Below are 13,722 nucleotides of genomic sequence, written 5' to 3'. Positions count from 1 at the left end.
GACATGGCCACGACGTCGCGGCAACGCATCCTGACGCTCGACATCGTTCGCGGGATTGCCGTGATGGGCATCCTCGCGATGAACATCTACGCCTTCTCTCTGCCGATGGGCGCCTACTTCAATCCCAATGCCTATGGCGGGGACAGCGGCATCGATCTCGCCGCCTGGTACGGCAACTTCATCCTGTTCGACGGCAAGATGCGCGGACTGTTCTCGATCCTGTTCGGTGCCTCGACCCTGCTCGTCATCGAACGCGCCCAGGCCAGCGCGCGCAGCAGCGTCTTCGCGCATTACAGCCGCATGCTCTGGCTCTTCGTGTTCGGTATGATCCACTACTGGTTCATCTGGTGGGGTGACATCCTCGCCATGTACGCGATGGCGGGCGTGCTCCTTTTCCTGTGGCGCAACAACAGCGCCAAGGTGCTGCGCAACTGGGCGATCGGCATTCTTGCGGTCATGTTCGTCTTCTCGATGGTGCAGATGATGGGCCTCGTCGCGGTGCTCGCCAACCCCGCCATGGTCCCGGCCGAGCAATTTGCCGAGATCGAGAAGAGCATGAAGCTCATGGAGCGCTTCTTCGGCACCGACACGAGCGGGATCGCGGCCGAGATCGCGCGCATGAAGGGCGACTACCAGGGCATCATGGAGCATCGCTTCATCGAGGAACGATTCAAGATGCTGACCCTGTCCGCGCAGGGCCTGCCCGTGACCATCGGCATCATGCTGACCGGCATGTGGCTGTTCCGGAACGGCTTCCTCACCGGCGCTTGGGAAAGTGCGCGCTACCGCAAGGTGATGATCGTCTGCCTGGCGATCGGCCTGGGCGGCTCGGCGCTGGTCGGCCAGTACATGATCGGCGCGGACTTCACCCTCGAGGCGATGATGCTGGGCAACACGTTCTCGATGCCGCTCCAGATCATCGCGGCCGTCGGCTGGGCGGCGCTGGTCATCCTGCTGGCCAAGCGCGCGATCGAGGGCGAGCTGGCAAGCCGCATCGCGGCGGCCGGACGCATGGCCTTTTCCAACTATCTGGGCACCTCGATCGTGATGACCAGCGTCTTCTACGGCTATGGCGGCAACTTGTTCGCGGAGTTCTCGCGCGCGAGCATGTTCCTGTTCGTGCTGCCGATGTGGGCACTGATGCTGCTGTGGTCGAAGCCCTGGCTCGAACGTTTCCACTACGGGCCGCTCGAATGGATCTGGCGTAGCCTCAGCCGTCTATCGCTGCAGCCGATGGTGCGCCGCGAGGCACCACCGCTCGCGGTCGAAGGCTGATACGAAAAGGGCGCCCCGCGGGGCGCCCTTATTCGTTGCGGGTTCCGGCGGGTCAGGTGCCCGCGCGGCCGAAGCTCGAATTGGCGACGCGACGACCGAACCCGCCACCGCGCTGCGGGCGCTGCTGGAGCGGGTTGGTGGCCTTGTCGAACAGGTCGACGGTCTGTTGGAACAGGCGCTTGAGCTGGACGACGTCGGGAATGAGTTCGTCCGGGAAGCGTCCGGTTTCGACGCAGTGGCGGGCGACGTTTTCGATCTTTTCGGCCACATCGGACATGGGAATCGCGCCGAACTGGCGGCTTTCGCCCTTGAGCGTGTGCGCCGGGATGATCAGCGCGACCGTGTCCTCGGCGTGCATCGCGCGCTCGATCGCCTCTAGGCTCTTTTCGCCATCTTCGCGAAAATAGCCCAGAATCCGGATAAAGCCGGGACCCAGTTCGGACCGGCTGCGCTCGAAATGCGCCCAATCTACAATGTCGTGGCCTTCGTCCACTCGTCTCACCTTGTCGTGCCCGCCGTCACGCGGGCTGGTTCCACATGGCAAGGGCTACGCCCGAAGGGTAAATTTTAGGTTGATCGCGCGCGCTGGTGGTACGGGTTCTTCTGCATGCGCAGATTGACGCGGATCGGCACCGGGCCGAGCTGGAGGTCCTTGCGCATCGAATTCTCGAGATAGCGCACGTAGCTCGCCGGGAGCATGTCGAGACGCGTGCCAAAGATGACGAAGGTCGGCGGACGGCTCTTCACCTGCGTGATGTAGCGCATCTTGATCCGTTGCCCCTTGGGCGCGGGTGGCTGGTGCGCTTCGATCGCATCGTCGAACCAGCGGTTGAGTTCGCCGGTCGGCACGCGCTGCGACCACTGGTCGCGCAGCACGAAGGCGGCCTCCATCATCTGGTCGACGCCCTTGCCGGTCTTGGCCGAGACCGCGAACAGCGGCACGTCCTTGACCTGGCTGAGCCCCTCGACCAGCGCAGCCTTAACCCCGTTGAACAGCGCCGAAGCCCCCTCGGCAATGTCCCACTTGTTGATCGCGATCATCAGCGCGCGGCCTTCCTGGAGGACCTGGTCGGCGATGCGCAGGTCCTGCGCCTCGAGCCCGCGGGTCGCATCCAGCAGCAGCACGACCACCTCGGCCATGTCGATCGAGCGCTTGGTGTCGGCGGCCGACAGGCGTTCGAGCTTGTCGTCGACCTTGGCGCGCTTCCTGAGGCCGGCCGTGTCCACCAGCTGGACCTTGCGCCCGTCCCACTCCCAGTCGAGCGTAATGCTGTCGCGGGTAATCCCGGCTTCGGGGCCGGTGATCATGCGATCCTCGCCGATCATCCGGTTGACCAGCGTCGACTTGCCGGCGTTGGGGCGCCCGACGATGGCGAGCTTCAATGGGCCGGTCGGCTTGGCGAACGGGTCCTCGTCCTCGGCCTCGACCGGCTCCTCGTCCTCGCGTTCGAGATGTGGACGCAGCGCGTCGAACAGGTCGACGATGCCCTCGCCATGTTCGGCCGACAGCGCGAACGGCTGGCCGAGCCCGAGGCTGTAGGCCTCCATCGCGCCTTCCATCCCGGCCTTGCCCTCGGCCTTGTTGGCGGCGACCACGATCGGCGTGTCCGAGCCGCGCAGCCAGCGGGCGATTTCCTCGTCGAGCGGGGTCACGCCGGCGCGCGCGTCGACCACGAACAGGGCGACGTCCGCCTCGGCGACGGCCGCCTCGGTCTGCTTGCGCATGCGACCGGGAAGCGTGTGTTCGTCCTCGTCCTCGAAGCCCGCCGTGTCGATCAGCTTGAAGTCGAGCCCGAGCAGGTGCGCGTCACCCTCGCGCCGGTCGCGCGTCACGCCCGGCCGATCGTCGACGAGCGCGATGCGCTTGCCTACGAGGCGGTTGAACAGGGTCGACTTGCCCACATTGGGGCGTCCGACGATGGCGACGACGGGTTTGGGCATGATGAGGCAGCGCCCTGCCCGCCCCGCAGGTTCCCGTCAAGCGCGAGTTGGAGCGATCAGCGCCAGGCCTGCAGCGTGCCGTCGTTGCCGAGCACGTAGAGCGTCTCGTTGGCGACCACCGGCTGGAGCGTGACCTCGATGCCCATGTCGCGCTGGGTGAGGAAGCTGCCGCTGTCGGGATCGATCTCGATCAGCGCGCCATTGTTGCCGACCAGCACGAGGCGACCGCCCGCCAGGATCGGGCCTTCGTAGAAGAGCGCGCCCTTCTTCTTCTTGTCGTTTTCCCAGCGCGGCAGCTGGTTGATCCAGCGCACGCGCCCGGTGCCGCGATTGATGGCAATGACCTGCGCCGCCTCGGTCACCGCGAACACCCATTCGCCCGCGACATAAGGCGTCGACATGCCCGCGATGTTGAGTTCCCACATGCGCTGGCCCGACAGGATGTCGAGCGCGACCATGCGGCCGCCCTGCCCGATCGCGATGACCTGGCCCGAATCGATCACCGGATCGGCGTCGATGTCGGACAGCGAGGAAACCGAGGTGGAGATGCGCGTACGCGTCAGCGTGTCCTGCCACACCGCGCGGCCATTCTCGTAGCGATAGGCGGTCAGTTCGCCCGACGAAAAGCCGGCCACGACCGTGCCGCGTGCAATGGCGGGCGTGGCGGTGCCGAACACGCCCGCGATCTCGAGCGCGGCGGCGTTGGTCCAGCGGACCGTGCCGTTCGAGGCGTCGAGCGCGACGATCTGGTTGTCCTGCGTCATCGCGTAGAGCGATCCGTCGGCGTAGCCCGGCGCGCCGCGCAGCGGTCCCGACGGCTTGACCTGCCAGGCGATGCCGCCGTTGGAGGGGTCGAGCGCGACGACATGGCCGAGACCGTTGGTCGCGAAGACATAGCCGCCGCCATAGGCGAGACCGCCGCCGTAGACCGCGGCTTCACCGCCCTCCTCGATCCCGAACGGGGTCGCCCACTTCGGCGCGCCAGTGGCTGCATCGAAGCCGCGCACGACCGAGCCGGTGTCGATCGTGTAGACGGTGCCGTCGACCACGATCGGCGAGGCCGCGAGACGTTCGGAGGAGCTGTTGCCTTCACCGATCGAACGCGACCAGGCGAGACCGAGCTCGCGGCCCAAGGCAAGGTGGCCCATCGAACTGGCGGCGTTGCCGCCCGACTGTTCCCAGTTGGCATTCACGCTCGGCGCCGCGAGCGCCATCGGCAGCGCCGTGGTCCCCGCGTCGATGCCGATATCCGCCTCGGTGTTGAGCACCGCGATGCGGTCTCCGAGGACCGGGGTCGACTTGGTCCCCTTCTTGAAGACGCCGCAGCCCGAAAGCATGGCGGCGGCAAGGGTGCAGGCGATGGCGTTGCGCGTGAAGCGGTTCATGGGCGTCTTCTCGTCCTATTGATTCTGCGATTGCGGGAGCGCGGCGGTGGCATCGACGCCGAGCGTGCCGGCGATCTGGACCGCGCGGCTGCGCAGCGTGGCGGGAACGGTCTCGTCCTCGGCAATGCTGGCGAAAAGCTTGCCGGCATCGGCCTTGCGGTCGAGCTTGAGCATGGCGATTGCGGTCAGCTCGCCCGCGGTGCCGAAGAAGGGTTCGCCCGGCTTGGCGAGCGGCTGGAGGCGCGCGATGACCTCGGCTGGTTCGACGCGGTCGAAGTCTAGCATCGTCTGGCGCAGCAGCGCGACGTCGCGATAGGGAGCGGGCAGGTCGTCATCGGCCGCGAGCGTCTTGTAGAGCTCGACCGCGCGATCGCGATCCCCGCCCTCGACCGCAATCGCGGCTTCGGTGAGCATCGCCGCGGCGCTGGTGGCGCCGTCGGATTCGTCGGCCAGCGTCACGAGACGGTCGGCAAGGCCGTCCTTCTCGCCGTTGGCGAGCGCAGTGTGGATCTTGGCCAGTTCCTCGCTGTGCTCGGCCGCCTTGCTGTCGCGCCGTTCACCGTACCAGATGATCGCGGCGGCCGCGGCGAGGAACAGAACGACCGCGATTGCGATCCATCTGCCGTATTTCTTGCCGAAATCGGCGAGCTGGTCGCGGCGGAGATTTTCGTCGACTTCGCGCTCGAAACTTGCGCTGTCCTGCGGGGGGAGGGCCAAGTGTTACCTCTGAATAATCTTGCGGGGTCGGGAGCCTGCCGCTCCCTCCCTGAACGGTGGATGATTTCCCCTAGCGCGGGCCTGCACGAAAGGCAAAGCTACTTCTTGGCGCGGTAGAGCTGGTCCTCGCGCGGGAAGCAGTTCGAGCGGACCTCGTTGGCGTAGGTCTCGACCGCGTCCGAGATCTGGTCGGCGAGGTCGTGATATTTCTTCACGAAGCGCGGCACGCGTTCGAACAGGCCGAGCATGTCCTCGGTGACCAGCACCTGCCCGTCGCAATCGGCCGAGGCGCCGATGCCGATGGTCGGGATCGGAACCGCCTTGGTGATGTCGCTGGCAATCTCTTCCATCACCCCCTCGATGACGAGGCAGAAGGCGCCCGCGTCGGCGACCGCCTTGGCATCGCGCATCACCTTGTCGGCCTCCGCATCGTCGCGCCCACGCGCACGGTAGCTGCCGAGCACGTTGATCGCCTGCGGGGTGAGCCCGACATGGCCGATCACCGGGATGCCGCGCGAATTGAGGAAGTGGATCGTCTCGGCCATCGCCTCGCCGCCCTCGAGCTTGACCGCGGACGCGCCGGTTTCCTTCAGGATGCGCGCGGCGGACGCGAACGCCTGCTCGGGCGACTGCTCGTAGCTGCCGAAGGGCATGTCGACCGTGACCTGCGCGTGCCACGAGCCGCGCACCACCGCCGCGCCGTGGGCGATCATCATGTCGAGGCTGACCGGCACAGTGCTGTCGAGCCCGTAGATGACGTTGCCGAGGCTGTCGCCGACCAGCAGCATGTCGCAATGCTTGTCGAGCAACTGCGCCATGCGCGTGGTGTAGGCAGTCAGCATGACCAGCGGCTCCATCGCGATTCCGGGCCCACGCTTCATCGAGCGGATCTTGGGGACCGTCATGCGCTTGCCGGGCGCCGGGTTGGGATGGGCGCGACTGGTATCGGTGTCGATGGTGATCTTGGACATGGGCGAAGCTTCTAGCGGGCGCGCGCCGCCTCCGCTAGTTTCGCGCACGAAAGGAGCCGAGCATGGGCGAGGAGAAGGATGTCGCGGGCGTGCTCGCGCCGCCGCCGCTGATCTTCGGGGTGCCGCTGGTGATCGGGCTGGTTCTGCACTCGCTCGACCTCGGTCTCGACTTCACCGAACTGTGGCCGGTGCGCGCGATCGGGGGCGGCGCGCTCGCGGTGCTGGGCGCGACCTTTATCGTGCTCGCGCTCTTGCGCTTCCGCCGCGCGGACACGCCTCCCCAGCCGTGGGAGGAGACGCGCGCGATCGTCACGAGCGGCGTCTACAAGGTCACGCGAAACCCGATGTATCTCGGCATGGCGCTGATCTTCCTGGGGATCGCGCTGATCGCGGGCTGCTACCTGATGCTGGCGCTTCTCGGTCTCGCGGTCGTCACGGTCGACCGCGGCGTCATTGCGCGCGAGGAAGCCTATCTGACGCGCAAGTTCGGGGCCGCCTACACCGACTATCGCAAGGACAGCCGGCGCTGGCTCTAGCCTAGTTGTCGATGCCGCAAAGGACTTCGTAGGCGGTCGAATCGTAGCCGATGATCGGGCTGTCGCCGCCCTCGACGATCGGGCGCTTGATCATCTCGGGGTGCGCCGCCATCAGCATGATCGCCTTGTCGCCGTCGATGTCCTGCTTGAGCACGTCGGGCAGGCCGCGGAAAGTGGTGCCGCGCTTGTTGAGGATCGGCTCCCAGCCGAACTCGAGCACCCACTCCTCGAGCTTGTCCTTCTCGATGCCGGCCTTCTTGTAGTCGTGGAAACGATAGGCGATCGAACGCTTCTCGAACCAGTCGCGGGCCTTCTTGACCGTGTCGCAGTTGGGAATGCCGTAAAGGACGATCTCGCCCATGACGCTACGCTCCTGAATATTCGTCTGTCGGATGGTTGCGCCGCCCTATGGCAAAGAGTGCGCGATTTGGGAAGATGGCGAGCGCAGGCGCGTGTCGTTTCGGGGCAACTGCCCCCCTTTTCAGGCAATCATTCCCACTCGATCGTACCAGGCGGCTTGGACGTATAGTCGTAGACCACGCGGTTGATGCCCTGGACCTCGTTGATGATCCGCGTCGCGACGTTCTGGAGGAAAGCGCTTTCGAACGGGTAGACGTCGGCGGTCATCCCGTCGACGCTGGTCACCGCGCGCAGCCCGCACACGCTGTCATAGGTGCGCGCGTCGCCCATCACGCCGACGGTGCGCACGGGGAGCAGCACCGCGAACGCCTGCCAGATCGCGTCGTAAAGGCCGGCGTTGCGGATTTCCTCGAGGTAGATCGCGTCGGCCTTCCTCAAGATGTCGCAGCGCTCCTTGGTGACCTCGCCCGGGATGCGGATGGCAAGGCCCGGGCCGGGGAAGGGATGGCGCTGGACGAAGGCATCGGGAAGGCCGAGCTCGCGCCCGAGATCGCGCACCTCGTCCTTGAACAGTTCGCGCAGCGGCTCGACCAGCTGCATGTTCATGCGCTCAGGCAGGCCGCCGACATTGTGGTGGCTCTTGATGGTCACCGACGGGCCGCCGGTGAAGCTGACGCTCTCGATCACGTCGGGGTAGAGCGTGCCCTGCGCGAGAAAATCCGCGCCGCCGATCTTGGCGGCCTCGGCCTCGAACACGTCGATGAAGGTCTTACCGATGAACTTGCGCTTGGCCTCAGGGTCGGTGACGCCTTCGAGGCCGGAGAGGAACATTTCCTCCGCGTCAACGTGGACAAGCGGGATGTTGTAGTGGCCGCGGAACAGCGAGACGACCTCGGCCGCCTCGTTGGCGCGCATCAGGCCATGATCGACGAACACGCAGGTCAGCTGGTCGCCGATCGCCTCGTGGATAAGCACCGCGGCGACCGCGCTGTCGACCCCGCCCGAGAGGCCGCAGATGACCTTGCCGTCGCCGACCTGCTCGCGGATCGCGCGGATCTGCGCGTCGCGATAGGCGGCCATCGTCCAGTCGCCCGAAAGCCCGCACACGTGACGCACGAAATTGGCGATCAGCCTGCCCCCATCGGGGGTGTGGACGACCTCGGGGTGGAACTGGGTGCCGTAATATTTCTTCTCTTCGTTCGCGATCACCGCGAAGGGCGCGCCGTCGGACTTGGCGACGATCCGGAAGCCGGGTGCGAAGTCGGTGACCTTGTCGCCATGGCTCATCCATACCTGGTGCCGCTCGCCGACCTTCCACAGCCCGTCGAACAGCGCGCAGTCCTCGGTCACGGTCAGGAAGGCGCGGCCGAACTCGCCGCCCTCTCCGGTTTCGTGACCGGGACGGACCTCCCCGCCCAGCTGCTTTGTCATCACTTGCTGGCCGTAGCAGATGCCGAGGATCGGAAGACCGCTGTCGAACAGCATCTGCGGGGCGCGCGGGCTGCCTTCGGCGGGGACGCTGGCGGGCGAGCCCGAAAGGATGATGCCCGAGGGCGAAAGCTTGGCGAAGGCTTCCTCAGCCATCGAGAAGGGCGCGATCTCGCAATAGACGCCGGCCTCGCGCACGCGGCGGGCGATCAGCTGGGTGACCTGGCTGCCGAAATCGACGATCAGGATCGTCCCGCCCAACTCGTCTGCCAGTTCCATCGCGCTTCGTCCTCGTGCCCTCGGGAGATGTTGCCGGTGCGATAGGAAAGGCGTGCGCGCCTGTCCACCGGCGAGCGCGGCGCGGTACGCAAAAAAGAATGGCGCGGTACTCCCGGAGGAAGACCGCGCCACCCTATGTCCACGGGTGAGGTGTGGACTAACCCTTTGCCCCCTCGATCCCGCGAAGGACGCGAGAGCACATGGCCAATGTTAACGAAAATTTAACCTGAATTATAGCCCCGGGATACGCGCTCGATACAGAGGCGATTTGCTGCACTGGGCAAACTCCAAAGCGTTGGAACAAAAAGAAAATATTCTACCGCGGAGAATTGGAAGAACAGCCGTTGCGACTTTTCCGTCCGAAACGGTCCCGACGGTAGGGCCCCTGATGCGCCAGCGCGCCTATCCTGTGCCCGCCCGAGTCGTTTCGATCGAAGGAGGCCCGCCATGGCGCGCATCATCATTGCCGAGGACGATCCCGTGGTGGCATCGCTCGTCACCGCGCTGCTCGAGAAGGAGGGGCACGCCGTGGGACGGCTCGAGGACGGGGTCGACGTGGCGCGCGTCGCGGCGGCCAAGCGACCCGACCTGTTGATTCTCGACTGCGGGATGCCCGGCAAGTCGGGGCTCGACGCGCTGCGCGAAATCCGCGCGGGCACGCTCGGCACGTCGCTGCCGGTCCTGATCCTGACCGGGCGGACGGGCGCGCGCGACGAATTGATCGCGATGCAGGCGGGCGCCAACGACTATCTTCGAAAACCCGTCGATCCCGACCTGCTCGCGGTGCGCGTGGAAGCGCTGGTGGCCGGATACTGGGCATGAAAAAGGGCGCGCCACCCGAAGGCGACGCGCCCCATTTCCTCACCCGTGGAAATTCCTAGCGACGCTCGATGTCGAGGTCGCGAATGCGACCGTAACGGTCGATCTCGCAATTCCACTTCAGGTCCGGACGCTGGCCGTAGCCGTAGCCGGTGCGGCCGTAGCTGCCGTAGCGCGTGGCGTACTGACCCGACATGGCGACGCCCTTGACGCGCAGGCCGTAGCTCTTGCGATCGACGCTCGTGATGCCGGCGATGCGCGCCTGGCCGTAGCGGTTGCCATAGTTATAGTCGTAGGTGCCGTAGCGCTGGCCATAGGTGCCGTAGCTACCGTAATTGCCATAGCGCGAGCCGTAGGCGGCGTTGGTGCGGCGATTGATCTGGTCCTCGACCACGCGGGCACACTGGTCGACCGCGGTGCGCTCGTTCATGTAGCCCTGCTGGCCGTAGCCGTAATTGCCATACGGGTAGCGGCCGTAATTGCCGGCACCCAGCACGCCGCGGATGATCGCGCCGAGCACGGCATCGCCCGAATTGTTGTAGCCGTAGCCGTAGTTGCGGCTCGGATAATATTGCGCCGACGCCGGCATCGCGAAGCCCGCCGCGGCGATGAGGCCTGCACCGGCCCCGATGAGAAGTTTGGACTTGGCGTTCACTGGCCATCTCCCGTCTGGTTACGCTTGTCACACCGTCATTCTCGGCGATGTTGGGCCCGGTGTAACAGCGACGCCATGGCCTCAAGCTGAACGCGCCTGCGGGGCGCCGTTCATGTTTCCAACGCACGGGCGAAACCTTCCGTGCCTCGGTTCGTCTTGCCTTTATGGGCGCCCAATTCTCCAGCTGGTGGCACGGCAAGACCGGTCCGGGACCGATCATCGCTACCGCCATCCACGACGGCCACGCGCTGCGCGCCGAGGTCGAGCGAGCGATGATCCTGTCGGAGGAAGACCGACTGCGCGAGGAAGACCCGTTCACGGGTCACGCGGTCGCGGGCCAGCCGACCTATCGCATCGCCGACCGGTCGCGCTTCGAGGTCGATCTCAACCGGCCGCGCGACAAGGCGGTCTATCGGACTCCCGACATGGCGTGGGGCCTCGACGTATGGGGCGGCGATCCCGGCGACGAACTGGTCGAACGCAGCCTCGCCATCCACGATGCCTATTACGACGAGCTCGGCCGGCTGACCGACATGGTCGCGGCGCGGCACGGCAAGTTCGTGTTGCTCGACGTCCACAGCTACAACCACCGCCGCGAAGGACCCGACGCGCCCCCTACCCCGCAGGAGGAGGCGCCCGACATCAACATCGGCACCTTTTCGATGCCGCGCGAGGAATGGGCGTGGCTGCTCGATCCGCTGATCGACGAGATTGCGGCATTCGACTTCTTCGGGCGCAGGCTCGACGTGCGCGAGAATGTCGCCTTCCAAGGCAAAGGCGAGCAGACGCGCTTCGTCCACGAGCGGCATCCTGGGGTCGGCTGCGCGATCGCGTTCGAGTTCAAGAAGATCTACATGGACGAGTGGACCGGCCAGTCCGATCCCGAAATGGTCAAGGCGATGCGCCGGCTGATCGACCGCGTCGCCGACAAGGCTCGCGACTTGCTCGAGCGATGAGCCACGCGACCGCCGACCCGCTCGACCTGGCGCTCGAGCATGGCGACCTCGCGCAGGCGTGCGACATGGCAGACCGTGCGCTGGCCGGGGTCGCGGACCGGTTCGACTATCTGCTGAGCGTTTCCCCCGTGAACACCCAGGAAGCGATGCACCGCTGGCTCGACGGCGGGGCGGACGGGACACCCGACTTCCTCTACCGCGACGTCGGGTTCGACGTCTCCTCGCTGCGCAAGGAACTGCACCAAATCGAGCTCACCCACCTGCACGAACCGCTGGTCGAAGGACTGCTGCTCGAAAAGCGGCGCGAACTCGACAAGCAGCTCGAGCTGATCGAGCAGCGCTGCACAAGCGAGTTCCGCGCGACCTCCGAAGAGCTTTACGGCGCGGTGTCCGAGCCGCTGCTCGAGGCGGCACGGGCGATCCTCGAGAGGGTCAAGTATGCGCCGTGCAGGGTCCAGCGCGTGGGCGCCGAGGAGCTTCGCGAACATGCCGCGATGCTGGTCGAGACCTATCGCGAGGAAGATGCCGAGTTCGCGCCCGTCATCGAGATTCGCGACGACGTGACCGGACTGCTGGTGAGCTACCCCAAGCTGATGATCGATGCGGGCGCCTCGGTCAGCGTGCGGCGAGTCGACCCGCTCTTGAGCCACGAACTCTCGATCCACATGGTGACCGGCTTCAACGGCGCGCACCAGCCGCTGTCGCTATTCGCCTCGGGGCTGGCGGGTTACGAGGAAATCCAGGAAGGGCTCGGCGTGTTCGCGGAGTGGGCGGTAGGCGGCCTCTACGCCAGCCGCTTGCGGCTGATCGCGGCGCGGGTGGTGTCGGTCCACTGCATGCTCGAGGGCGCCGACTTCACCGAATGCCACCGCGAACTCGTCCACCATTGCGGGGTCGGGCAGCGCACCGCCTTCAAGATCTGCGCGCGCGTCCATCGCGGCGGCGGATTCGCCAAGGACGCGATCTACCTGCGCGGCTTTTTCCGGGTGATGGATTACATCGCCGATGGCGGCGAACTGTCGCCCTACTGGGTCGGCAAGATCGCCCCGGTCCATGTCCCGATCATCAAGGAACTGGAAGCGCGCGGGCTCGCCGTGCCCGCGCGGCTCACCCCCGAATTCCTTTCGCGCGAGGACGCGAAGGCCCGCATCGCCGACTATGTCGACGACCCCTCCCCCGACAAGTGGCTCAGCCCCGAGCCCGACCATGAAAGTGCCGCGTGATGAACATCGCCTTCTTCGTCAACGACCTCGCCACCGAGTATCCCAACTACGCAACGACCTTCCTCGCCTGGCAAGCGCGCCAGCGCGGGCACGATGTCTATTACGTCACGCCGGGCGATTTCCTCCTGCAGGGCAATGACGACCTGTGCGTCCATGCGCGCCAGGTGCCGTCCGGCAAGTCGAAGGACCACACGTTGTTCTTCAAGACGCTGCGTTCGAAAAGCTCGAAGCGGGTCATGCTCAACGTGCGCGAACTCGATGTGCTGATGCTCAGGAACGATCCTGCCAACGACGTGCAGGACAAGCCGTGGGCGGCCGAGGCGGGCATCCTGTGGGGACGCGAATGCGTCAAGCGCGGGGTGCTGGTGATCAACGACCCCGACAGCCTGAGCCGGGCGACCAACAAGCTCTACTTCCAGTCCTTCCCGCGCGAGGTCCGCGCCGAGACGATCATCACCCGCCACGCCGACGACGTGAAGGCGTTCGCCAAGAAGCACAAGAACGAGATCATCCTCAAGCCGCTCCAGGGATCGGGCGGGTCGGGCGTGTTCAAACTGGGCAAGGACAACAAGACCAACCTCAACCAGATGATCGAGGCGATCACGCGCGACGGCTATGTCATCGCGCAGGAATATGTGCCCGCCGCCAAGCGCGGCGACATCCGCCTTTTTATCATGAACGGGCATCCGCTCGAGGTGAACGGCAAGTATGCCGCGCTGCGCCGCGAACAGGCCAAGGACGATATCCGCTCGAATATCCACGCCGGCGGCAAGGCGGTCGAGGCGCAGGTCACCGAAACCGAACTCAAGGTCGCCGAGATCATCCGTCCCAAGCTGGTCGCGGACGGCATGTTCCTGGTCGGGATCGACATCGTGGGCGACAAGATCCTCGAGGTGAACGTCTTCTCGCCCGGCAACCTCGTCACTTGCTCGAAGATGGCAGGCGAGGATTTCTCAGCCCCGATCATCGAGGCACTCGAGCGCAAGGTCGCGATCAAGCGCGACTATGCGCACGATTTCGACAACCGCCACCTCGCCATCATCTGACCCTGCCCCGGGTGCCGTGTTGACACGTTTCCGCCCGATTGCGGACAATGTCGCGCGTTGACACGGGCGAGTCTCATGCACGTGGCATGAGCGAGCGCCTTCCAATCGAGGAGAAGCCCGCGCGCCTTTCG

General features: G+C 65.8%; 14 protein-coding genes. 6 read left to right on the top strand and 8 right to left on the bottom strand.

The window, feature by feature from the left end; translation table 11 throughout:
* Window positions 1-3 precede the first annotated feature (3 nt).
* Window positions 4-1,275: a DUF418 domain-containing protein gene (locus NNY25_RS03690; RefSeq protein WP_265569999.1), complete on the top strand. Its 1,272-nt coding sequence runs from the start codon at window positions 4-6 to the stop codon at window positions 1,273-1,275.
* A gap of 52 nt (window positions 1,276-1,327) precedes the next feature.
* Here the strand turns inward: NNY25_RS03690 and NNY25_RS03685 are convergent, their stop codons facing one another.
* The 5 genes from NNY25_RS03685 to panB all read right to left on the bottom strand — a co-directional run bounded on the left by NNY25_RS03685 (window position 1,328) and on the right by panB (window position 6,289).
* Window positions 1,328-1,768 carry an Hpt domain-containing protein gene (locus NNY25_RS03685; protein ID WP_265569998.1) on the bottom strand — a complete coding sequence of 147 codons (441 nt, stop codon included), beginning with the start codon at window positions 1,766-1,768 and terminating at the stop codon, window positions 1,328-1,330.
* A gap of 74 nt (window positions 1,769-1,842) precedes the next feature.
* Window positions 1,843-3,216 (bottom strand): ribosome biogenesis GTPase Der, encoded by a 1,374-nt coding sequence (der, locus tag NNY25_RS03680; protein WP_265569997.1) that lies wholly within the window; start codon window positions 3,214-3,216, stop codon window positions 1,843-1,845.
* Between the two features lie 56 nt (window positions 3,217-3,272).
* On the bottom strand, window positions 3,273-4,601 hold the full coding sequence (locus NNY25_RS03675) for an outer membrane protein assembly factor BamB family protein (RefSeq protein WP_265569996.1): 1,329 nt from the start codon (window positions 4,599-4,601) through the stop codon (window positions 3,273-3,275).
* Window positions 4,602-4,616: 15 nt separating this feature from the next.
* Window positions 4,617-5,318, bottom strand: a complete 702-nt coding sequence (locus tag NNY25_RS03670; RefSeq protein WP_265569995.1) for a tetratricopeptide repeat protein — start codon at window positions 5,316-5,318, stop codon at window positions 4,617-4,619.
* Between the two features lie 98 nt (window positions 5,319-5,416).
* The gene (panB, locus tag NNY25_RS03665) at window positions 5,417-6,289 is read right to left on the bottom strand and encodes a 3-methyl-2-oxobutanoate hydroxymethyltransferase (RefSeq protein ID WP_265569994.1); all 873 of its coding nucleotides are present in this window, start codon (window positions 6,287-6,289) and stop codon (window positions 5,417-5,419) included.
* A 62-nt stretch (window positions 6,290-6,351) separates the two neighbouring features.
* Between panB and NNY25_RS03660 the strand changes: the two genes are divergently transcribed.
* Window positions 6,352-6,825, top strand: coding sequence for a methyltransferase family protein (locus tag NNY25_RS03660; RefSeq protein ID WP_265569993.1), 474 nt, complete (start codon window positions 6,352-6,354; stop codon window positions 6,823-6,825).
* 1 nt (window position 6,826) lies between these two features.
* On the opposite strand, the gene NNY25_RS03655 is transcribed toward NNY25_RS03660, so the two are convergent.
* Entirely contained in the window at window positions 6,827-7,186 is a 360-nt protein-coding gene (locus NNY25_RS03655; RefSeq protein ID WP_265569992.1) for an arsenate reductase, read from the bottom strand.
* A gap of 128 nt (window positions 7,187-7,314) precedes the next feature.
* Window positions 7,315-8,892, bottom strand: coding sequence for a glutamine-hydrolyzing GMP synthase (guaA, locus tag NNY25_RS03650; RefSeq protein WP_265569991.1), 1,578 nt, complete (start codon window positions 8,890-8,892; stop codon window positions 7,315-7,317).
* A gap of 447 nt (window positions 8,893-9,339) precedes the next feature.
* Between guaA and NNY25_RS03645 the strand changes: the two genes are divergently transcribed.
* Complete coding sequence (locus NNY25_RS03645; RefSeq protein WP_265569990.1) at window positions 9,340-9,714, top strand: response regulator transcription factor; 375 nt, start codon at window positions 9,340-9,342, stop codon at window positions 9,712-9,714.
* Window positions 9,715-9,769: 55 nt separating this feature from the next.
* On the opposite strand, the gene NNY25_RS03640 is transcribed toward NNY25_RS03645, so the two are convergent.
* A complete protein-coding gene (locus tag NNY25_RS03640) occupies window positions 9,770-10,366 on the bottom strand; it encodes a hypothetical protein (protein WP_265569989.1) in 597 nt (198 codons plus the stop codon).
* Window positions 10,367-10,530: 164 nt separating this feature from the next.
* On the opposite strand from NNY25_RS03640, the gene NNY25_RS03635 reads away from it, so the two are divergent.
* Genes NNY25_RS03635 through NNY25_RS03625 form a run of 3 tightly spaced genes read left to right on the top strand, consistent with a single transcriptional unit; the run spans window position 10,531 to window position 13,591 of the window.
* Window positions 10,531-11,322 carry an N-formylglutamate amidohydrolase gene (locus NNY25_RS03635; protein ID WP_265569988.1) on the top strand — a complete coding sequence of 264 codons (792 nt, stop codon included), beginning with the start codon at window positions 10,531-10,533 and terminating at the stop codon, window positions 11,320-11,322.
* Window positions 11,319-12,545: a tyrosine/phenylalanine carboxypeptidase domain-containing protein gene (locus NNY25_RS03630; RefSeq protein ID WP_265569987.1), complete on the top strand. Its 1,227-nt coding sequence runs from the start codon at window positions 11,319-11,321 to the stop codon at window positions 12,543-12,545. The genes NNY25_RS03635 and NNY25_RS03630 overlap by 4 nt, the downstream gene beginning before the upstream one ends.
* Complete coding sequence (locus NNY25_RS03625; RefSeq protein ID WP_265571460.1) at window positions 12,545-13,591, top strand: glutathione synthetase; 1,047 nt, start codon at window positions 12,545-12,547, stop codon at window positions 13,589-13,591. Before NNY25_RS03630 ends, NNY25_RS03625 begins: the two co-directional genes overlap by 1 nt.
* Window positions 13,592-13,722 lie beyond the last annotated feature (131 nt).

Origin of the sequence: Sphingomicrobium nitratireducens (genome assembly GCF_026157035.1) — a bacterium.
Taxonomy (GTDB): Bacteria; Pseudomonadota; Alphaproteobacteria; order Sphingomonadales; family Sphingomonadaceae; genus Sphingomicrobium; species Sphingomicrobium nitratireducens.
Note: the sequence above shows the minus strand (reverse complement) of the source record. Positions and strands in the feature narration are given on the sequence as shown.